This window comes from Paenibacillus sp. FSL L8-0494, assembly GCF_038003695.1.
GTDB classification, from domain to species: Bacteria; Bacillota; Bacilli; order Paenibacillales; family Paenibacillaceae; genus Paenibacillus_AQ; species Paenibacillus_AQ odorifer.
In genome coordinates this window covers 4,348,340-4,370,397 of the sequence record NZ_JBBOPQ010000001.1, presented here as the reverse complement: position 1 = coordinate 4,370,397, position 22,058 = coordinate 4,348,340, and the positions used below count along the sequence as shown (strand labels likewise).

Annotated in this window: 19 protein-coding genes; 17 read left to right on the top strand and 2 right to left on the bottom strand. The window is 40.1% G+C overall.

Annotation, left to right across the window (positions count from 1 at the left end; genetic code table 11):
* Positions 1-72: 72 nt before the first annotated feature.
* Entirely contained in the window at positions 73-1,683 is a 1,611-nt protein-coding gene (locus NYE35_RS19850) for a response regulator transcription factor (RefSeq protein WP_036688687.1), read from the bottom strand.
* Positions 1,684-1,687: 4 nt separating this feature from the next.
* Positions 1,688-3,499, bottom strand: coding sequence for a sensor histidine kinase (locus NYE35_RS19845; protein ID WP_036688684.1), 1,812 nt, complete (start codon positions 3,497-3,499; stop codon positions 1,688-1,690).
* A 144-nt stretch (positions 3,500-3,643) separates the two neighbouring features.
* On the opposite strand from NYE35_RS19845, the gene NYE35_RS19840 reads away from it, so the two are divergent.
* From NYE35_RS19840 to NYE35_RS19760, 17 genes are all read left to right on the top strand, one after another.
* Complete coding sequence (locus tag NYE35_RS19840) at positions 3,644-4,600, top strand: ABC transporter permease (RefSeq protein ID WP_076100321.1); 957 nt, start codon at positions 3,644-3,646, stop codon at positions 4,598-4,600.
* Positions 4,601-4,615: 15 nt separating this feature from the next.
* Complete coding sequence (locus tag NYE35_RS19835) at positions 4,616-5,488, top strand: carbohydrate ABC transporter permease (RefSeq protein ID WP_036688680.1); 873 nt, start codon at positions 4,616-4,618, stop codon at positions 5,486-5,488.
* 317 nt (positions 5,489-5,805) lie between these two features.
* Entirely contained in the window at positions 5,806-6,453 is a 648-nt protein-coding gene (locus tag NYE35_RS19830; RefSeq protein ID WP_036688678.1) for a FusB/FusC family EF-G-binding protein, read from the top strand.
* A gap of 283 nt (positions 6,454-6,736) precedes the next feature.
* On the top strand, positions 6,737-8,089 hold the full coding sequence (locus NYE35_RS19825) for a sodium-dependent transporter (protein WP_036688675.1): 1,353 nt from the start codon (positions 6,737-6,739) through the stop codon (positions 8,087-8,089).
* Between the two features lie 261 nt (positions 8,090-8,350).
* Entirely contained in the window at positions 8,351-9,022 is a 672-nt protein-coding gene (locus tag NYE35_RS19820; RefSeq protein ID WP_052097124.1) for a GntR family transcriptional regulator, read from the top strand.
* A gap of 21 nt (positions 9,023-9,043) precedes the next feature.
* Positions 9,044-10,204 carry an amidohydrolase gene (locus NYE35_RS19815; RefSeq protein WP_341121930.1) on the top strand — a complete coding sequence of 387 codons (1,161 nt, stop codon included), beginning with the start codon at positions 9,044-9,046 and terminating at the stop codon, positions 10,202-10,204.
* Positions 10,205-10,231: 27 nt separating this feature from the next.
* Entirely contained in the window at positions 10,232-11,275 is a 1,044-nt protein-coding gene (locus NYE35_RS19810; protein WP_341121929.1) for a methionine ABC transporter ATP-binding protein, read from the top strand.
* Positions 11,250-11,909: a methionine ABC transporter permease gene (locus tag NYE35_RS19805; RefSeq protein WP_339809839.1), complete on the top strand. Its 660-nt coding sequence runs from the start codon at positions 11,250-11,252 to the stop codon at positions 11,907-11,909. The genes NYE35_RS19810 and NYE35_RS19805 overlap by 26 nt, the downstream gene beginning before the upstream one ends.
* Before the next feature lie 30 nt (positions 11,910-11,939).
* A complete protein-coding gene (locus tag NYE35_RS19800) occupies positions 11,940-12,959 on the top strand; it encodes a uroporphyrinogen decarboxylase family protein (protein ID WP_326047667.1) in 1,020 nt (339 codons plus the stop codon).
* A gap of 11 nt (positions 12,960-12,970) precedes the next feature.
* Entirely contained in the window at positions 12,971-13,798 is an 828-nt protein-coding gene (locus NYE35_RS19795; RefSeq protein WP_036688665.1) for a MetQ/NlpA family ABC transporter substrate-binding protein, read from the top strand.
* A gap of 17 nt (positions 13,799-13,815) precedes the next feature.
* A complete protein-coding gene (proC, locus tag NYE35_RS19790) occupies positions 13,816-14,622 on the top strand; it encodes a pyrroline-5-carboxylate reductase (protein WP_076106412.1) in 807 nt (268 codons plus the stop codon).
* A 2-nt stretch (positions 14,623-14,624) separates the two neighbouring features.
* The gene (locus NYE35_RS19785) at positions 14,625-15,389 is read left to right on the top strand and encodes a VOC family protein (protein ID WP_341121927.1); all 765 of its coding nucleotides are present in this window, start codon (positions 14,625-14,627) and stop codon (positions 15,387-15,389) included.
* A gap of 263 nt (positions 15,390-15,652) precedes the next feature.
* Positions 15,653-16,297, top strand: a complete 645-nt coding sequence (locus NYE35_RS19780) for a Type 1 glutamine amidotransferase-like domain-containing protein (protein WP_341121925.1) — start codon at positions 15,653-15,655, stop codon at positions 16,295-16,297.
* A gap of 251 nt (positions 16,298-16,548) precedes the next feature.
* Entirely contained in the window at positions 16,549-17,697 is a 1,149-nt protein-coding gene (locus tag NYE35_RS19775) for a DUF3626 domain-containing protein (RefSeq protein ID WP_341121924.1), read from the top strand.
* A gap of 361 nt (positions 17,698-18,058) precedes the next feature.
* Positions 18,059-19,840: an ATP-dependent nuclease gene (locus tag NYE35_RS19770; protein ID WP_341121923.1), complete on the top strand. Its 1,782-nt coding sequence runs from the start codon at positions 18,059-18,061 to the stop codon at positions 19,838-19,840.
* Positions 19,841-20,439: 599 nt separating this feature from the next.
* Positions 20,440-21,111 (top strand): hypothetical protein, encoded by a 672-nt coding sequence (locus NYE35_RS19765; RefSeq protein WP_341121922.1) that lies wholly within the window; start codon positions 20,440-20,442, stop codon positions 21,109-21,111.
* Between the two features lie 168 nt (positions 21,112-21,279).
* Complete coding sequence (locus NYE35_RS19760) at positions 21,280-21,951, top strand: hypothetical protein (RefSeq protein WP_341121921.1); 672 nt, start codon at positions 21,280-21,282, stop codon at positions 21,949-21,951.
* Positions 21,952-22,058 lie beyond the last annotated feature (107 nt).

Below are 22,058 nucleotides of genomic sequence, written 5' to 3'. Positions count from 1 at the left end.
AAGTGTAACTTTAACAACTAGTCGGGGATGGCATCTATATGAGATTTTTAGTTTCGATAGGACTCTATCATGCTATTTATTATTGTCTCGATATTCCTGCGGTGTTACTCCGAACTGTCGTTTGAATACTTTTATAAAATAAGCAGGGTCCATATAGCCAATCTCCATGCTGATTTCATAGACTTTTTTAGAAGTGGTTTTCAGCTTATGGCAGGCCCGATCCATGCGCAGGCGCGAGATATAATCGCTTATTCCTTCACCCGTTTCAATCTTATAAATTTTTGATAAATGAGTCGGATGGAGGTTTACATGGTCAGCCAGAACCCGTAATGAAACATCTAAATGCAGGTTTTTGTCTGTGAAATCTTGAATCTTTTTCACATATTCAGACCTGATGTCCTTAATTTCGTTAGACGTTCCTTCTTTCAATTTGCTCAGGATGCTGAGGGACCATTTTCTAAGTTTGCCGATGGTCGAGAACGCTTCACCGCTTTGCAACCAACCGAGATCGTCTCCCACTAAGTTAGCTAGAGTATGTCCATTTCGGTGTGCGAGATTCGTGAAGGATGCAGTGATTAAAAAACCTGCCTCCATGCAATGCTCCCACGATTCAGACCATTTCTCATCCAGCTCCGCGCAGACAGCGAGTAGTTTCTCTTCCGCAGCATCCCAATGCCCACTTTCAAGTAGGTGAATTAGTGTCGGCGGGGTGTAAAGGGCATCCAAAGGTCCTTGGGTGGTGGAAGGTTCAAATTCGCTGACCCGCATTACGAATTCGCGCTCGTCTCCCACGATCTGCCGGAAATAAGCTGTAGCCTGACGGAAACGGCTCGACACCTTCTCGGGAAACTGGAACCACTCGGTGATTACTATGGACAGGGAACCTTTCAGAAATTGCTTAACCTTATACTGAAGCTGTAAAGAAAGCTTTTCTAGAATGGTTTCTTTGCCGATGTCGGATCCTTTCTCTTTAAGCTGAAGCAGAAACACAAGATATCCATGTTCTTCTTTAACGCCCCAGACCTGCATGAATTCACCCATAATCTCTTCAGCCATATTGATGATGGCATATTCAATTAAGGTTTGATCATTATTGTTATAATGGCTAAATTCTTCTTCCATGCGTACAAGCATCAAAGCGCAATCGCCAGAATGGAAGGGCAAATCATAATTTACGAGCTTCCGTTCCCATTCGCCAGCTTGAAATTGATGACCTTGCAAGGCATCAAGCAGCAGTTGACCACGTAAAAGCGGCAGATTTTCCCGTAGGGTAAACTGGGTTCGTTTAAGCGAACTGATAAGTTCCCATTCTGTGTTCAATTGCTCGATGGCAGTTTTGACTGCACCGATGATTTCATCATCGGTAGGTGGCTTAAGCAAATAATCGACTGCATTATGCTGGAGTGCTTTTTTGGCATAATCGAACTCCGAATGGCCTGATAAAATAATGCATTTAATCTTTTTATCACGTTTTCTTATCCGCTCTATTAATTCAATTCCCGTCATTTCGGGCATTTGGATATCCGAGATCACAATATCAATCGGGTTGGTATCGATAATTTGTAGCGCCTCACGTGCCGAATACGCTTTATGCACCTGTTCAATTCCTAGCGTATGCCAGGGTTTAGTCATGGCAAGATTATCTACCCAGTGTGCTTCATCGTCTACTATAATCATTTGCATGTTGTTATTCTCCTTGATGATTCTTAAATTTAGAATATTCATCCTCAGTAGGGATTTCCCAGATAATCTCTGTTCGGAAACCTCCAAGAGGGGATGGTTTAAAGGTTAGACAGGATTGATTACCGAACAGGTGCATGATCCGCTGATTCGTATTCCAGAGCCCGCAGCCCATTTCTTCCTGCAACGGCTCCTGCATTTTACGATTCAAAGCTTCCAGCTGCTCCGGATTCAAGCCAGGTCCGTCGTCATCAATGTAGATCTTGCAGAAGCCGTTCGAAATCTCACCACTAATGCTGATTTCACCCGATGAATACGATTTTGCCACTCCGTGAATGACTGAATTCTCTACAATAGGTTGTAGCATTAGACGTGGCACAGACTGGCTTAACATGTTCTCAGGGATTTCGATATGATAATCAATTCTGGCATTGCGCAGTTTTTGAATATCCAAGTAGTTGACGAGCAGCTTGATTTCTTCATCCAGTGACGCGGTTTCCCGTTCCATTCGGGTAGTATAACGGTAGTAAGCACTTAAATTATAAGCCATTGAGACGACAGCGTCCTCATCCTTCATTTGGGCCATATTGATAATATAACCAAGGCAGTTATAGAGAAAATGTGGATTGATTTGCGCCTGCAGTTGCTTAAGTGTAGCTTCGCGGGCACGGATTTTCTCATTGAACACATTCTCTATCAGGTCTTGAATTTGATGGGACATATCATTAAAGCGATGGAATAGAAACGAAAACTCGTTCCGGCCCTCGTTATGAAGACGTACAGAATAATCTCCACGCTGCACGCGCCGTAAGCCTTTAATTAGCTTTTTGATAGGATATTGAACATTTCTGTATAGTAATATGGAAGCGGAAATTCCCATAACAAACAGCAAAATCATCGAGATATAGAACAAATCCTGACTGAGCGAAATGGGTTTTAGGATTTGATATAGAGGGACAACATCTATTAAATTCCAATCCAAATAGGAGGACTTCACAGAGCTGACCAGGTAGTTCTTGCCATTGAGTTTGACTACATCCTGCGTAGTGTTCTCAGGTGAGTGTTTATCCAGGTAACGAATGAGTTCTTCAGATAACTGCTTGTCCGCACTGCGATTCAGAATCGGAGAGTTCCCTTTATGATAGAGAAAAGGATCACCTTGTCCACCCTCCTTGTACGTATCCAGCATGTTCTGAATATTCTCATAACTGAAGCTGGCTTCAATCACCAAGTTGCTTCCCGTCAACATCCCCGGCTGAGCTAAGGAATCTGTATAGAACCAGTAGAAGGATTTTAGCTCGTCTTTAGATTCCAAGCTATGATCGCCATACGTCCATTTTCCACTCATATTTCTTTTTAAGTAATCCTCATCATACCCAAATGCTCGATTGTAGTTGGAGATGACATCTTTATTTTGCTGTGAATGTACGGCATATCTGGCAGGCCAAATATCTGCAACCCCGGATTGAAGCACCATCTTTTCCTGAATGACATACCGGGTTTGCATCTGATCATATCGATCAGCCCAAATGTTTAATCCGTTGAAGGCTCTGACATTTGGATCTCTAGAAAGGATAAGGGTGAAGTCCATCATCTGATTAATACGTGAATCAATTTGACTGGACAGAAAAGTGAGCTGCTTCGTATTGGACACCTGCAGCTCTTTACTCACAACATCGTAGGTGACGTTATTTGAAAAGGTATACATGATAATGATGGGGATGAACAAGAGTATGATCAGGCAGTTTATTTTGGCAAACAAACTAAACCGCGATTGTGTTAATTCTCTCAGGGATGTAAAGCGCTTCCAAATATTCATAAATGTACCCTCCAGATGATGTCCTAATAAAACCATATCAAGCCTAACAATGTTATATAGTCAAACCTGAGAAACGCCTGATACTATTTATAGCAGAGATCCCCATCACACACAAAATATTTTTTTTGGGAACAGGAGAGAGCTATGGAGGCTAATTCAATACAGCAGGTAGGCCTGGAAAATAAACCAAGTATAAAAAGTAAAAGAAAAAAAGGCTATAAACAACCATGGGTGCTCCACTTCATGGTATTACCGGCGGCAATTATGGTTTTTATTTTTTCTTATATCCCCATGTCAGGAATACTCATGGCATTTCAGGATTATAAGCCTGCATTAGGATTTTTTGATTCCGAATGGGTCGGACTTAAGCATTTCAGGTACATGTGGGAGAACGATTATTTCCTGCAAATTACTTGGAATACACTGTTTTTTGCTTGCTCCAAAATTGTTTTGAACCTGATTATTCCTTTTATATTCGCCTTGTTGCTCAATGAGGTAAGGAATATGGGTCTTAAAAGATCTATTCAAACACTCGTCTATCTACCGCATTTCTTGTCTTGGGTTACCCTTTCAGGAATTCTGATCGATATCCTAGCACAAACAGGGATCGTCAATCAGTTTATTTCGTCCGTTTTCGGCATAAAACCGATCTTTTTTCTAGGGGACGGCAACTGGTTCCGATTTACCATCATAGCCAGTGATGTTTGGAAAGAATTTGGTTTCAACACGATCATTTTCCTAGCTGCGCTATCCGGCATTAATCCATCACTTTATGAAGCTGCTGAAGTGGATGGGGCAGGTCGCTGGAAGCAAACGATGTATATTACCATACCAGCACTTATTCCAATTGCTATTGTAATTGCGACCTTGGCACTGGGCAATGTATTGAACGCCAACTTTGACCAGGTATTTAACCTATATAGTCCTTTGATCTATCAACAAGGGGATATCATTGATACCTTTGTGTACAGAGAAGGTCTTCTGAGCGGACAATTCAGCTTTGCGACCGCAGTTAATCTTTTTAAATCGGCAATTAGTTTAATTCTAATCGTTATTTCATACCGACTTGCCTATAGATTTGCAGGGTACAGAATTTTCTAGAAAGGATGACAACAAATGTACCATAAAACCCTTCCATATCGAATATTTAGCATATTCAACAATGTGCTCCTAACTATCCTTTCGGTGCTCTGCTTGCTGCCATTGTATCACTTACTCATGGTATCTCTTAGTGCGTCCGCCCCAGCCAATGCTGGATTGGTCACCTTTTGGCCAATTGGCTTTACTTTGGAGGCCTATGCAAAAACTTTTAACAACACTAATTTTCTTACATCCCTGTGGGTGTCGGTAGAGCGGACAATACTAGGAACAGCACTTGCACTGGTAGTAAATACGGTTGCAGCCTATGCTCTTTCTAAGGAAACTAGAGTTTTCCGGGCGCGTAATATCTATCTTTGGTATTTTGTCGTAACCATGCTGTTCAGTGGGGGTCTGATTCCGGGATATATCCTGATTCTAAAGCTCGGGCTGATGAATTCTTTGATGGCACTTATCCTACCTGGATTGGTAGCCGTATTTAACATCATTTTGCTGCTGAACTTCTTCCGTGGTGTACCTAAGGACCTTGAGGAAGCAGCCTTTATTGATGGGGCAGGACATTTTAAGACCTTTTTGAAAATATATTTACCAGTCTCCTTACCAGTCATTGCAACGGTTTCTCTATTCATGATGGTGGGTCATTGGAACTCTTATTTTGACGGTATAATCTATATCAGAGATTCGGATAAGCTGCCGCTGGCGACGTTTATGCAGACCATTATCGTTCAGGCAGATATGTCTAAGCTTGATCCGTCAGCCGTAGCTAACTTGTCTCAACGGACTATACGGGCTTCACAGATTTTCATAAGTGCGCTACCGATATTGTTAGTTTATCCATTCCTGCAACGGTATTTTGTAACAGGGATCGTAGTCGGAGCTGTAAAAGAATAGTCAAAAAAGAGGGAGTTACTGGACTAGTCCATGTAGCTCCCTTTTTTTGTAGGTATGGCATGCAAATTAGACACCCGAGATGAATTGCGCCTTCTAAAATACGGTGCTATACTTTTGGCATGAAATATGCTCGGAGGTGGTACAGTGCTAATGTTGAAATGCCCATTAGCTAGAAGTTCCTCACGCAAAGCCTAATATAGGGCGATACTTTGCGTGAGGTGCGATGGATGACTATATCGCCCAACTTAATTTTATCGTTTCTATAAATGGGCTTTGCACCTTATGAACTTTTAATATAAATAAGGGGCTGAAAAGCGATGTGTACACCATTTATTAGAAACCATCAATATAACTTAATTAAGAAACAAACGAAATTTGTTCTGCATACCCTGCGAACCGTTGCGGATCGCAGAGTCTTGGAGACTGTAAGATATAGTGCTGCTACGAACATTATTGAGGCATTTCCTTCTCTTACGGAGAATCACAAGCAGATGCTGGAACAAATATCGACCTTCGAAACTGCAGAAGATTTCCAGAGATATCTTAGTGAATTAGAACCATACCTAGAGTCATATCCGACGATTACGCTGAAGCAGATTCAGAAGCTATTCCCTAAGAATAAGAAACTGAAAGTACCTGATCTACAACTCATCGACTATCGCAACATAACATATTTGAGTTGGATAGATATTGCCAGTAATAAATTATTCATTATCTATCCGTACGAAGGACAGTTCATTGGTATAGAGGGTAGAATTACACCAACGCACAAAAAAGGGTACTGCATGTTCTGCAATCGGCATCAAGAGCTTGCATTCTTTTATGTTAAGACCAAGAATGTGAACGTTTCGCCGGATAATATTTCTGCTGTGGGTCAATACGTATGTTTGGATAATCAGGAATGTAATCGGAGCATAACCGATACAGCTAAGCTTGAGAGGTTCATTCTCTCTGTCCGCAAATAATGTTTAGAAAAGGCTCCCTTAGTGGGAGCCTTTTTTGTTAAAAGATATCGTCAGGATATAGACAATTCGTTTCATTGAAGCAATGAGGCACGACATTAGTGGATATAATGAGAAAGGGGAGTTAGTAGTATAATTCTTCGTAAGATTCAGTGACTGAATAAACAATATAAGCGTTTACAAACAGAAAATTTGAGTAGTTATAAGAATAGTCAGAAAATTTCCATATGACGTGCTTTGTTACTTAAGCTATAATGAGGTCTAAAAAAGAAAACGGGGCGTTATAATGAATCAAATTAAGGGTAACAAAAATCTTCTCTCGGAGAAGGAGGAACGTTTCTCTTCCGCGGGCTTTATTTTTGCCGCCATCGGCAGCTCGGTTGGGCTAGGGAATATGTGGAAGTTTCCTTATATTACAGGAGAAAATGGGGGGGCAGCTTTTTTCCTTCTTTTCATCGTCTGTTTAGTGCTGATAGGGTTACCGGTGCTGTTGGCAGAACTGGCTATCGGACGCAGCGGGCGTGGTAGCGCGGCGACCTCTTTTATGCGGGCTGGAGGCGGGAAGAGTTGGTTTGCAGCTGGAATGTTGCAGGTGCTTGCGCCGTTTTTAATTCTCTCCTTTTATATTATTGTTGCTGGCTGGACGCTGAACTATTCGATGATTGCTTTTAATGGACAACTATTCAGCACTACTGATTATGCAGGCGAATTCAATTCGTTTGTCTCCGGATATATGCCGATCGTTTGGCAGGGGATAGCCATTCTGATTACGGCGGGTGTAGTCATCCTTGGTGTATCAGGCGGGATTGAGAAATTTAACAAAGTATTAATTCCTGGTATGGTCGTACTCCTTGTAGTGTTAATGATTCGCGCGGTAACCTTACCGGGTGCATCCGCAGGGGTTTCCTTTTTCCTAAAACCGGACTTTTCAGTGTTGACAGCGGAATCTGCGCTAGTTGCATTGGGACATGCCTTCTTTTCATTATCGCTCGGGATGGGGATTCTCCTGACATACGGATCTTATGTTGATAAAAAACAATCGCTAGGTACCGCTGCCATCGCAATCGGTGCGGGAGATTTGTTATATGCTTTTATCGCAGGCTTGATTATTTTTCCGACGACGTTCTCATTTGGTATTGCTCCTGATCAGGGGCCTTCGCTGATTTTTATCGCTTTGCCAGCCGCTTTCTCGGCTATGCCTTTTGGTGCGCTCTTCGGCGGTTTGTTCTTTATCTTGCTGGCGATTGCTGCTCTAACCTCAGCTGTATCGCTGCTTGAAGTGCCAGTATCCTTCACAATGGAGCGCTGGAATTGGAGCCGGAAACGTTCGGTTTGGATTTTGACGTTGATCTGTTTCCTTCTTAGTATTCCTTTAGCGATGTCACTGGGAATGTTCCCGGAGCTAACGATTGGTGGCAAATCTCTATTTGATGGGCTGGATTTTATCACCTCTAACATTATGCTGCCACTTGGAGGTCTGCTGATTACCATCTTCGCCGGTTATTTCTGGAAAGGTGCAGCGGAAGCCGCTGGACTACAGGCACGCTGGTTCCGTGTTTGGCTGTTTATGCTCCGTTATGTGGCGCCGATCCTAGTGTTCCTAGTGCTGCTCCATACCTCGGGGATTATTTCCTTCTAATTCTGAAATTTATTTATCCAAAAATAGCTCTACGACCCTTGTTGGTTGTAGGGTTTTTTTGTGTTGAAAAGAGGGGATTAGCTTGATTTTTAATTCCTACTTGACTAGGTGGAATAATTGGAATATAGTATAAAAAAGCTTGAACGGTATGGAAGGGAATGTAACTAACTAATCAATCCTTAACTAATAATTGTATACAATTATACAAATATATTATTGGGGTTCGGACCCCACATATTATCGATGAGGAGCAGTATAGAAATGGCGATACGATCACGAAGGTTATCAAAGGATAATACCTACTATGAATTAAAACAAAAAATTATTGATAGCGAGTTTGAACCGAATCAACCTGTAAATGAAGAAAATTTGGCGGCCTTGCTCGGAGTCAGCCGCACACCTCTAAGAGAGGCGATACAGAGATTGGAGAACGAGGATTTTCTGGTTCGACAGCCAAATGGAAGACTGCGGGTAGCTTCAGTAACCCTTAAAGAGGTTGAAGAAATATTTCTTATTCGCAGCATGCTTGAAGGCTATATTGCAAGAAGTGCAGCTAAGCATGCCACAGAGAAAGATATTGTGAATTTAACGACGATGATTACAAAAATGAAACACTCGTTCCAGCTTGGTGATAATCAGAATTTTGTTACATATGGATTTGAGTTCCATGATTATTTATCAGAAATCAGCGAACTAAAAACCTTCGAGAAGGTTCTGAATCAATTAAGAGATCATTCGCTTCGTTATTGTCGATTCGTCTCTATGCATGGGGATTGGAACACACAAGCGGATGAAGAACATGATCTTATTTTACAAATGATCGCTGCTAAAAATGAAGATGGTGCTGAAAAAGCCATGCAAGATCATATTTTAAGCAGTCTATCGACTGCGCTTGATCGCATCAAAGGGATTGAAGAAAAGCTGGAAGCATAACGAAAGGGGAGTACATCACCTATGAAACCACTAAATGAGGTTGAGCAAGCTTTAGCTAATCAATTAATAGAGGTTCGCAGAAACCTGCATCGTGAGCCTGAATTAGCGTATGAAGAGTTTAAAACCACAACAAAATTACGGGAATGGCTGACCCAAGCCAATATTCACATCCTTGACTTGCCTCTACAAACCGGACTCATCGCAGAGATTGGGCAGGGTCACGGACCCATAGTGGCCATTCGTTGTGATATTGATGCACTTCCCATAGAGGAACAAACTGAATTGTCCTTTGCCTCAGAGATCCCAGGAAAAATGCATGCCTGTGGTCACGATTTTCACACGGCTACTATTTTAGGTGCTGCATTATTATTAAAGGCTCGTGAAAGTGAATTACCTGGAAAGGTTAGAGTATTGTTTCAACCCGCGGAAGAAACAGGGCATGGGGCGGAAAGTGTCTTAGCCTCGGGAGGACTCCAGGATGTGGCGGCTATATTTGGTCTCCATAATTCACCTGACTTGCCTACGGGAGCTTTTGGAACAAGAACAGGAGCTTTAACAGCCGGTGTTGACCGGTTTGAAATTACAATAAAAGGTGTCGGCGCTCATGCTGCTTATCCTGAAAAAGGTGTGGATACGATTGTAACTGCGGCTCAGATCATTACCGCACTACAAACCATCGTAAGTCGTCAAAACAGCACCACGGAACCAGTTGTGCTAAGTGTTACCCGAATTAATGGAGGCTTCACATGGAATGTATTGCCGGAAAAAGTCGAATTAGAAGGTACAGTAAGAACTTATAATGAAGAGATTCGCCGCAATATTCCGATACAAATGACTCGTCTTATCGAAGGAATTGCGGCGGGAGCTGGGGCAGAGGCACAGTTACATTGGTATCCAGGTCCACCCGCAACGATAAATCATGGGGAATGGGCGGACTTTACCAAAGAGATCGCCTCAGATTTCGGCTATGAAGTACATGATATTCCTCCACAGATGGGTGGAGAAGATTTCTCTTTTTATTTACAACAGATACCGGGTGCTTTTGTGAATATAGGATCAGGTCCAGCCTATCCCTTACATCACCCTCGTTTCGATGTTGATGAAGCTGCGATATTACCAGCTGCTAAGTATTTCGCTTTATTGGCAGAACAAGCGCTGGTGAAGCTGCAAGAGGAAGCTTAATCCTATATATGATTGAGGGGAATGGAAATGATTGAATTAAAGAATGTTTACAAATCGTTCACTCGGAAAGGGATCACTATTGATGCTCTTAAAGGAATCGATTTAAAGGTCGAAAAAGGCGATATATTCGGGGTTATCGGCTATAGCGGTGCTGGGAAAAGTACATTAATTCGTTTAGTCAATTATTTGGAAAGACCCACCAAAGGACAAGTTATGGTCGCTGGACGTGATTTGGGAACATACAACGATAAAGAGTTGCGTACCGCTAAGAAAAATATCGGAATGATATTTCAACATTTTAATCTACTAGAATCTAAAAAAGTATTTGATAATGTGGCGATCCCTCTAGTTCTCCTAAAAAAGAATAAAAATGAAATCCGCCAGCGGGTAATGGAGCTGCTAGAGTTTGTTGGATTAAGTGACAAAGCGGGGAGTTACCCGAGTGAGTTATCAGGTGGTCAGAAGCAACGTGTCGGGATTGCTAGAGCGCTTGCCTCGAATCCGTCTATCCTTTTATGTGACGAAGCGACCTCTGCCTTAGATCCACAGACCACACATTCTATCTTACAGCTATTAAAAAAAATCAATGCTGAATACAACATTACCGTGATGATCATTACACATGAAATGTCTGTGATTCAAGAGATTTGTAACAAGGTAGCGGTCATGGAAGAAGGCCGGATTATTGAGCAAGGAAGTGTTCTAGATGTATTCGGAAGTCCAAAACATCTGACCACGCAAAATTTCGTGAAGACGGTTATTCAAAATAGCATGACCTCTAGCGTGCGGAAATCTATCAAAACAGAACCCGGAAGTCAGCTGTACAAGCTTAATTTTGTGGGAGCAAGTGCCTCTGAGCCTATCCTGTTTGAAATGATTCGCTCCTGCGATATAAAGGTCAATATTTTATTTGCGAATACGACGGAGATTCAAGAAACAACACTGGGAACAGTGATCATTCAATTCGATGGTGAGGCAGCAGAGATTAACAATGCATTATCTTTCTTAACAAGAAATGGAGTCGGTGTAGAGGAGGTAGAATCTAATGTTTTCGACCACAGTAACAGGTGATCAATTTCTGCAGGCGATTATAGAAACAATTCAAATGGTAGGGTTCTCCTTGTTTGTTGGCTCCCTGATTGGGATCCCATTTGGGATATTGCTTGTCATCACTCGTCCGGGTGGGGTTTTGGAGAACAAAGCGCTTTACGCCATACTAAATCCGATTATCAACATCATTCGCTCATTGCCTTTTATTATTTTACTGGTTGCGATTGTGCCTTTCACACGATTGATTGTTCATACTTCAATTGGGACAAGCGCAGCGATCGTACCCTTGATTATCTATATCGCACCTTATATAGGGCGGTTGGTAGAGAACTCACTGCTTGAAGTGAATCCGGGAATCCTTGAAGCCGCTGAGGCGATGGGAGCCACTCCTTTTCAAGTCATTTGGTACTTTTTATTGCCAGAGGCGGTTGGATCCTTAATCCTGTCTCTTACAACAGCGACGATTGGTCTGATAGGTGCAACTGCAATGGCTGGAACGGTAGGGGGAGGCGGCGTGGGAGACTTGGCGATCGTATATGGATACCAACGCTTTGACACTGTTGTCGTAGTAGCCACCGTGATTATCCTCATTATTTTAGTGCAAGGGATTCAATCTTTAGGCAACACGCTAGCAAGAAAAATTCGCCGTTACTAGTTACTACATATTTTGGGAGGGACTCGACAGATGAGTGAATGGAGTAAGCAAGATCGTTTTAACGCATTATTATCAGGAGAACGGGCGGATCGTCCAATCGGAAGTGGTTGGCGCCATTTTATCGACAAAGAACAAACTGCAGATGATTTAGCAGAAACTACGATTTCTTTTACGAAAAAATATGATTGGGATTGGGTCAAGATTAATCCAAGAGCGACTTATCTGGCGGAAGCTTGGGGGAATCAATACGATTTTACGGATTATCAGACCGTATTTCCGAGACAGCAAACGACGGCTATTCCAACAGCGGCTAGTCTGTGGGATATCGATGTTAAAAAGGCAGTCCAGTCAGCCCCTTTGGCAGAGCATTTAGATGCGGTTAGAAAAATTCGCCAAGGGTTACCAGATACCCCACTAATCCAGACGGTATTTTCACCATTAACAGTGCTGCTATTTATTGTAGGACGTTCTGCTTACGTTACTAAAACGGTGTTTGGTATTGAGCACCCGGTAACTTTGGAATCCTTGTTTAAAGAACATCGAGCGGCAGCACACCATGCGCTACATGCGATTTCCTTAACTTTAGCCGATTATGTACAAGAGTTACAGCAAGCGGGTTCTGACGGTTTGTTCTACGCAGTGACGGGCACAGCTCACCCAGGATTATTTGATGAAGCAATGTTTGATGAGCTGTCCAGACCTTATGATTCTATTGTGTTAGAAGCAGCAAGCTATGGAAAAAACATTCTTCATACTTGTGGAGCTTACGCCCAGCCTGAGAAGTTCAACGATTATCGGATTGACGGGATCAGTTGGGATACGATAGCCAAGGGGAATCCAGGGTTAGAGGCAAATCTCAAAGCTACTAAAGTGGGGGGAGTCGATCATGGGTTGTTTGCGGTAAACGATATTGCCCAAATCAAGCAGCAGGCTGAAGATGCATTAAAGTTAATGAAAGACCAGCCGTTTATTCTATCTCCAAATTGCGCAATCCCACTCAATGTGACGGATGAGGCGTTGGCACAATTTAAAAAATCTATATTGGAATAGGGGAAGTAAGTATGAAAAAGTTAATGTTAGTGATGATGATAGGTGTTCTTGCAGTGTTGACGGCTTGTGGCAATAAAGAGGCGGGGGATTCTGGAGATAAGAAAAAACTTACCGTTGGATTTGGTGTCGGAACCTATGAGGAACAATTCCGCCAATCGATTCTACCGATTCTAGAGAAACAAGGGTATTCCGTTGACATTAAAACCTTCTCGCAAAACATGCAGGTCAATCCAGCAATGAAGGAAGGCTCCATTGACGCAAGCATATTCCAAAGTACAGCTTATATGGAGGCTATTAACGAAGAAATCAATGCAGATATGGTCGGAATTGCTTATGTTCCAGGTGCTCCACAAGGTCTTTATTCTGTAAATCATACCACGCTAGACGATGTTAAAGACGGTACAACCGTAGCTGTTCCGAACGATCCGGTAAACCAAGAGCGTGCACTACGTATTCTGGAAGAATTGGGTTGGGTCAAAATTAAAGAAGGGGCGGGCGTAGCGGATTTCAATATTAATAGTATGGAACCGGATAAATATAATATTGATATTAAAATACTGGACCCCGCTCAAATCCTTGTCTCCCTTCAAGATGTTGATTATGGCGTTGTAAACGGTAATTATATTGCCAATTCGGACAGAAAGATTACGGATGCTTTGAAAATAGAAAACACACCTATGGAACACAGAATTATCGTATCGGTTAATAAAAAGGATGAAAATTCACAGTGGGCTAAAGATTTGAAAGCTGCTTATGAATCCAAAGAGTTTGAAGAATATATTCATGGATTAGAAAAATATGATGGTTTCATTCTACCTGAAGCTTGGGACAACAATTAATTAAGGAAGTGAACGGAGTGACCAAAGAAAAGATTCATTTTATTGGTGGCGGACAGATGGCGGAAGCGATCATCCGCGCATGTATAGCGAATAACACCTTGTCTGTAAATCAAATTAGTGTATCGGATATTAATGAAGCGCGGCTGCAGTTTTTGAATACCAAATATGGTGTAGATACGGAGAGTTCACAAGAGCATAACCTGTCTACAGCAGATGTAATAGTAGTGGCAGTTCGTCCACAGGATGATTTAACTACACTTGGTCAAATCGTACAACAATTCGCTACAGCTTCTGCCGCTATCGTATCGATTGTGGCGGGTGTGACGAATGATCAATTAGCTGGGTATTTTGGAGCTGAACGGTCCATTATCCGGGTTATCCCCAATACTTTAACCGATACAGGATATGGATATAGTGGTGTAGCGTTAAATGCTTATGCTACTCGTGATCAAGTGGAGCATTTCTTACTTGGCTTTGGAAAAGTACAATATCTGGATGAGGCGTTAATGGATGTTTTCACTGGATTTGGTGTGGCGGGTCCTAACTATATCTATTATTTCATTGAATCTCTCGTGGATGCAGGTGTACTTGCCGGACTGCCGCGTGAGCAAGCCTGGAAGGTTGCATTGGAGAATATGATGGGATCGGTAGCAATGCTGCAACAGACAGGGCTGCATCCACGACAGCTGCTGGATATTAATAATTCACCTGGCGGTGTCGGCATGCATGGCTTGTACGAATTAAACAACAGTGATTTCGCAGCGGGCCTGCAAAGAAGTGTTCTGGCAGCTGTAAAACGTACTACTGAGTTGGGAGTGAAGTAATCATGGCAACGATGAAATGGGATCATTTAGTTCACTATGTCAATGATTTGGCCAAACCGGTTGAGATCTTTGGAGCTCATGGATTGGTTGCTTTTAAAGGAGGATCTCATAAAGATTGGGGAACCTATAATGCCTTAAGTTACTTTGGGCTAACCTATCTCGAGTTTCTGGGCATTGAGAATCTTGAGCTGGCAAAGGCAACTGAACATAATCTAGTGGTGAAAGATGCAGTTGAACTTTTACCAGAACATGAAGTTCTAAGTAGAGTAGTTATCCGGACGGATGATATTGAAGAAGTAGCGGCTTCTCTGAAAGCAGCAGGCTTATCATTATCTCCAATTATCGATGGTAAGCGTCTAGATAACGAGGGCAGATTAATAGAGTGGCGGATGATGACCATTGCTGGTGACTTTGGGGGACTGGTCTATCCGTTCATTATTCAATGGAGCGGAACGGATACAGAGCGAGTGGAAAGATTAACATCATCTGGAGTCATTAAGCCTCATCCTGCGGGAGAAGTCGAAATCGTCCGTGCTGTATTTCATGTCTCCGATCCTGAAGCTGCAGCCAACCATTGGGGAACCATATTCGGACTGCCTGTTACGAAGCCAGAGGATGATACCTTCAGCCTTAAGATTGGCGATAGATCATTTGTTTTCGTACAAGGAGACGAGAACCAATTCAAGCAGGTGGTTTTTGAAACGGATTCGTTAGAGCTGAAAGGGAAGACGATTCGGATTGGTGATGGGGAGTATGTTTTCGTTTAAGGGACTAGTATCTTTATAACTTTAGAAATAAAGACTTACTTGAAGGGATCGATACCTCGAGTAAGTCTTTTTGCTATTCACCGAAGGTACTAATGATGCTGGCATTTTTTTGTTTTAATCAATTTGTAAGATTTATTGAATTCCATTATATGGTACGATATCCATGGTATAAAAGGAATGAAGATAATTTCTCTTGCTTGGCACTATGGATTTTGATAAACATAATGGATAAATTTAAATATTACATATGGAGGTAATTACGGATGAAAACTCACTATTACTTAGATTGGTTTTATGATAAGGGTTTTTCTGAGAAATTAGTCAATGTGTTGCATGAGGATATAACAGACAGAAAATCGCTCGTTATGATTAGCGCTGAATCGTCTGATTTTAGTGATGAACAAGTTAATATTGATAGTGTTTTTGAAAGGACATGGTTTAATCAGGCTAACATTTATTTTGATGAATATCATTTCATTGATGACCGCACGCAGAAGGAAGATGCCCAGCGGTTAATTCAAAACGCCTCTGTCGTTTTTTTATGTGGTGGAACCGCTCGCGACCAAAAGTACCTTTTGACGGAATATGAATTATCGGATTTGATTAAAAAAAGCAATGCTGTTGTAATGGGAACAAGTGCTGGTGGGATGAACATGTCTGATGAATATGTGGATGAATGCACTGTTTGTGAAGGTATGGCTCTTAATCACTTTTCTTTTGAAGCTCATTTTGATCATGATAACACCGCGATGATTGAGGAGCGTTTCCCTTTATCGAATAAAATGGATATTTATGTGGCGGCAGACAAAGATGGTGCTGTACGTGTGAAGGACAGCAAAATCGACATTATAGGCAATGTATATTTAATTTCCCACTCAAAGATTCAGAAATTGGCTGAGACGCTCTAATAATGGTTGAGTGGTTGTGACACTGACGGTTAACTGAATGGTATTTGTTTTGAGTCCCTATTTGACAGCACCTTACGAGCAAATCGAGTTGATTACTATTTTGAATTTATATCATTCCAGATCCACGTAAAGTTATCGGATTCCGCGATTGTAAGGATATGAAGTTTCAAGTGAAGAAGCGTTTGATACAGTGAGAGGAGAACTCAAGTCTCTTTTCTTATGGACTGGGTCTAGAAAGGAGTGAATAAGCAATGGAGTGGAAAGGCGATGCAAATGCCAATAAAATAAGAGAGTCTCAGTTCACTGAGGAACTATCGGAGTCACAATTATCGGCTTTAGAATATGTTACGAATTACGCGCGAACTCGAAAAAGTGAAGCAGTTCAGACTATCCATGAAATTCTTCAAATGTCTAATGTGGATCGGGAAGAGTTTGAAGATGCTGTGGTCAAAATAAAGTCACATGCGAAGATTGCTCTACATTTCCATCCAGATCGACTAGATCCGGTAAAGAAAAGTGTTGCAGAGGCGCTATTGGAGCAAGGCGTGTACAAGAGCCAATTTGAGACCTTGTTATCCAGTGGTAGTGTATCAGCCTATCCGGGCGGTCAACGTGATTTGTGGGAGGAAAGACTATTTGGAGGGGCATACCAACAAGAGGGTGCTTCGAATAGCGAACGCCCTAAATATGGCGCTCTTGATTTGATGCGTCATTCGGATGGGCCAGCTCCGCGCTTTGGCTCCTGCTATTTCCTCCTATCCCCTGAGGTTTCTTATCGCAGTACATACACCTATATGGATTCGCATCAAAACCCTGTACAGAAAGGGACATATGCAGAATTTGATGATATGATGGCGGCATTACTAGAGGAGATTTTCTTAAGAGATTCCGCTCTAGGGGAAAAAGATCTTCAATCACAAAAATTAGTCGACCATCTTCGGGTCAACCTCACAATGCCGTTTACAGACCCTTCAAAGGGTGAAGCTAAACGTAATCTTAACCACTATATTGAAGCGCAGGTTCATGGAAATATCCGTCTAAAGGAAGATGTGGAAATCTTAGTAGCCGATCCTTCATTCAAGGGCACTCCAACAGGGCAAATCCTGGAGCAAATATGTTTACAGTATGCCATCCAACTCTATTGGCACATGGGATTCGCGATGTGGGTAGACGAAGTGCCTTCAGATTTTAGAGGGCCTACGATGCCTTCCTTGGCTAAGCGTATTGCTCATCACGGTTATATTGATGCGAGCATGATTGGATCTGCTGCTATGCACTTAAAGCATGATCCTGCAGCATGGCGGGACCGAGGAACCGAAAAAGATGTACTTCAAGAATTAAAACTCTTATGGCATGTTTTGGTACGGTACGGAAAGCCGCTCCGAAACTTTAAGTTGTAAGAAGCCTTGGTACGCTTGGAGTTATGGGCATTTAAGTAAACAAACAAACAAATAAATAAATAAATAAATAAGCAAGCGAATTTCCCTCCGTATGGGATATTTGACTTGTCATTGATGAGATGTAAGTGTGAATCAATTTCTATAGAAACTCCTGCTAATAGTATTAGTGGGAGTTTTTCTATTGGATACAGGGGAAATGTTCGTCATATTTTTCCATTTTGAAGTATAATAAGATTATAATTCATCGAGACTTTCTACCGGATAATATTTGAATATTGAGATAAAGTTTGTAGCTTCACAAAGTTCGTGAATATAATGTTAGACGAAATTATCTATTTAAGAACTAAAGGAGCGTAGTCGTATGAGCTATATTCGTATAGAAGATATAATGATTAAAAATTATAGATCTTTTGGAGATAAAGTTGTAGTTCACTTTCCTAAAGAAGATTATAAAAAACCAGTAGCTATAGTAGGGTACAACAACGCAGGAAAGACGAATTTTTTGAATTCAATTTTATATGGAATAACAGAAAAGTATGTTACTAAAGATAGCTTTACAATTAATGATTTTCATAATCGCAGCTATGATAATATACCTCTAATTGCAACAAAAATGAGTAGTAGTAGTGAACATAAAGTGGAAGGTAAAATAGCAAATCTTACAGGATATCATTATTTGGATATCGAACTCGATGGAACTGAAATAGAAAGTGCCAGAATCAACTCTTACGAAGATGGGAAACGAGAGAGACAACTCTATACCTCATTTGGTGCAGCTAAATACTTTAAAATATTCTACATAAATTTTCATGAAATTAAAAAAGAAATATCAACAAAGAAAACAAGTTGGGGGAATTTATCTTCATTTTTAGCAAAACATATCAAAAGTATAGTTGATAGAGATGGTATTATGGCAGATAAAAAAGATCAATTCAAAGCAGAGGTAAAGTCCTCTACTGATAAGGTAATGGCTGATTCCAGTTTGAATGAATTTTTAAATAGGATACAAATTAATTATTCGACTAACTTGAGACAAAATCAGTGTCATATTGAATTTGGATTGCCTGAGTATGAGGATATATTCTTAGAAATGATGTTCAAAGTTGGTCTTAATGGTGACATGAAAAACCTTGTACCGATCAGCCATTTTGGTGATGGTTATATTTCTATGTTTGTCATGGCTATTATTCAAGCGATTGCAGAGAGCAATGAGACAGACAAGTGTCTTTTCTTATTCGAAGAACCTGAAAGCTTTTTACATGAGAACCATCAAGAATATTTCTACAAAACTGTTCTTTGTGGCTTAGCTGAGAAAGGACACCAAGTAATTTATACTACTCATTCTGACAAAATGTTGGATGTCTTTGATACTAGAGGATTGATTCGTTTTGAATTTGATGAAGATACTAAGCAAACAGTACTTAAATACAACAAACATAATAGTGAGTTTCTCGAAGTCGAAGAGAACGAAGAAATTTTTGATGAGTTGCTTTCTGAAATTGATGATTATAATAATTACATCAAGCTAATTGAGCCAAACCTAAATAAAATATTATTCAGCAAAAAAGTTTTACTTGTAGAAGGCCCTAATGATCTGATGACTTACAAAGAAATTATCAGAAGAAAAGTATTGGAACTCACTGAGGATAATAAATACTCAGAAACCTATTTGAATTTTAATAACATTGCTATAGTTCCTCATCATGGGAAAGTAACTGCTTTAATTTTAATTAAGTTATGTAAGCACTTAGGCATAAATTATTTTGCTATCAATGATTTTGACTTCGAAGAAAATTTTGTGGCAAAGCTCTCTTTTGAAACAATCGGAGAACTTAAAGAAAGTGATATCTATAATACTGAACTAGAAAATATTAAAGTTTTTAATTCAAAAGGTGAGCCATTGAGTGAAAGAACTAAAAAGGGGATGATAACTACAAATTGGAATCTGATTAAAGAAGCCTCTTTTGAGAAGATACATTTTAACATACCTAAGTTAGAGTCTGTTTTAGGGTATGACTCAAATGATAAAAATAGCGCGAAGATCTGGAGAATAATTAAAGAAACATCTGAGTTTGGAGAGCCTATCTTCCCTGAAAATCTTAAGGAATTCCTTGAATTGAATAATATCCAAAGACAAAGATAACTTCGTCTAACATAATATTTACGCATCGGGCATATCCCCTCTGCCGGACACGCCCAGCGCTCGCCAGGTGTCGTGAATGCAGAAACGGTAGGGTGAAATTCTCGAAAAATAAAAGAGGGAGACTAACTCAACCAAGGCATAGACCCAATTGGTAAGAGAACAGTTTATGGTGGGATTTTCAAAGAAGGCAATAATTCCGACTAACACATTATCATGCTGTGAACCTGTTGGTTTAATACATAGAAGCTTTAAACATAACGAAATATAACCTCTATGATATCCCTAATGACCAGAATTGAATTCCGGAAGAGAATCAATATATCTTTATTAACATCTAGACCCAATGAAACTGGGACAATTCTGCAAGGTAACACTTGAGGTATCTATTTATTCGTAGCCTAATCCAGTTTGGCTCATCCAGTAACTCTCTATCATTGAGGGGAAGTTTGTGTGAATCAATTCTTGGAGCTTCTACCATTCGATAAATTTCATTGAAAAGAAGAGCAGTAGCGGTTTATGATTTTCCGTATTATGGCATTATAAAACTACAGCTTTCAGGGACTGTTGCAACTAAAAGAATTTCAAGGGGCAGATAGGGAATGAAAGAACTAAGATTTTCTATTGGAGAACCAAAGAGTATTAGATCATCGGTATGGAAAGTTTGGGTAAATAAAAGCGATATATATATTTTAACAAGGATGTTAGGCTCGGATTCTAAAGTCAGTTTACATGAATCTGGTGAATGCCAATGGTCCCGGAATTTTGACTCAGTTGCAAAATTCACTAACGCTCCAATTCGAAACAGAGATAGACATATTGTCAAGTGGAATCTACCTATAGTTAATGAAGGTGAAGCAAAACATATATTTAGAATTATCATTCCAAGAAGTGAATTAAGGGAAATTAATATAGAAGAAAACTTGAAAAAAGTAAGATGGCTTCCACTTCCTCGAACTGGACATGCAGTTCAAATAGAATGTTATATTACTCAGCCTCTATTAAGTGCACCGGACACTGCTAGTTCCCCGTATAATCATATAGCTTCTTTGCCACTGGCTGATGGAAGGTGGTTTGTATTATTTATTCAGGAAATAGTAGTGACTGAAGATAAAAAAAGCATGATTGAAAGTGCGAAAATTGATGCATTAAATATCTTATTAGGGAATGACTTGACTATTGAAGGTGAATTAAATGCAGTTGGATTTACAGATATAGGTGAATGTAAGGGCCTAATAGAGCTGATTTTACAAAGAAATAACGATGAGGAGTAATTCTAATGAATCCTCAACAACTTATAACATAATATTCTCATTTCTCGGCTATCGCTGATTGGTTTTCAGTAGAGATTTTGGTAAAGTGGTTGGCAATCCAGACAACCCGTGTTTCGTAAATGTAGGAATTAAGAATGTTATTTTGAGCTAAGTAGAGAGGACTAGAAAATGAATAGCAAATTTAATTTATATCAATTAAAGAGTATATACATGGAAGCATTTTCATCTGATGAAAAGACTCTTATTTTTGAGATCAGTATTGGTAGAGGAAGATTTATATTTATGATGTTCGTTTCTGATGAAGATATGGAAACGAAAGATAGACTGTTTATTTATTTAAGGAATATTAACTATATATTGAGAATTAAAATGTATGGCAACCACAAAGAAGGTGTGTTTGATATTTATATAACTAATGAAATAGAAAGTAAATTGACTGAAGAATTACAATTAAATCAAAAAGGGAATGTATTTAACTTTGAGCAATTTCTTAGTCAACTAAACAGTAGTATTCCTACCTCGATTACAAATGAAAATAAAATCGTTATTTTAAGAGAGAATAGGGCTATAGTTGGGGAATTAGGGGCAATAGATGAAGCTGAAAAAACCATTTTAATCGGTACAATAAGATTGCCTATCCAAAAAAAACCACAAGATAAAACACTAAGAAAGCTTTATGCTTATACTGACGGTGAATATAAAGATATTACACTATTAATTGAATTACTGAAGAAGTTTAATACTACAGTGGCTTGGAGAAGTAGTAATAATGAAATTGAAACAAATAATATTAATGCGTTAATTAATAAGTTGAAAAACGATAATTCATCAAGATTTTAAGTTTAATGGTCTTGTTATTACTTGCATTCTTTGTGTACATGGAAATTATGTACTGCGAAATAAATGGTAAGCTGTGTTTCTACATAATGAAATCTACTCTCGTGCCT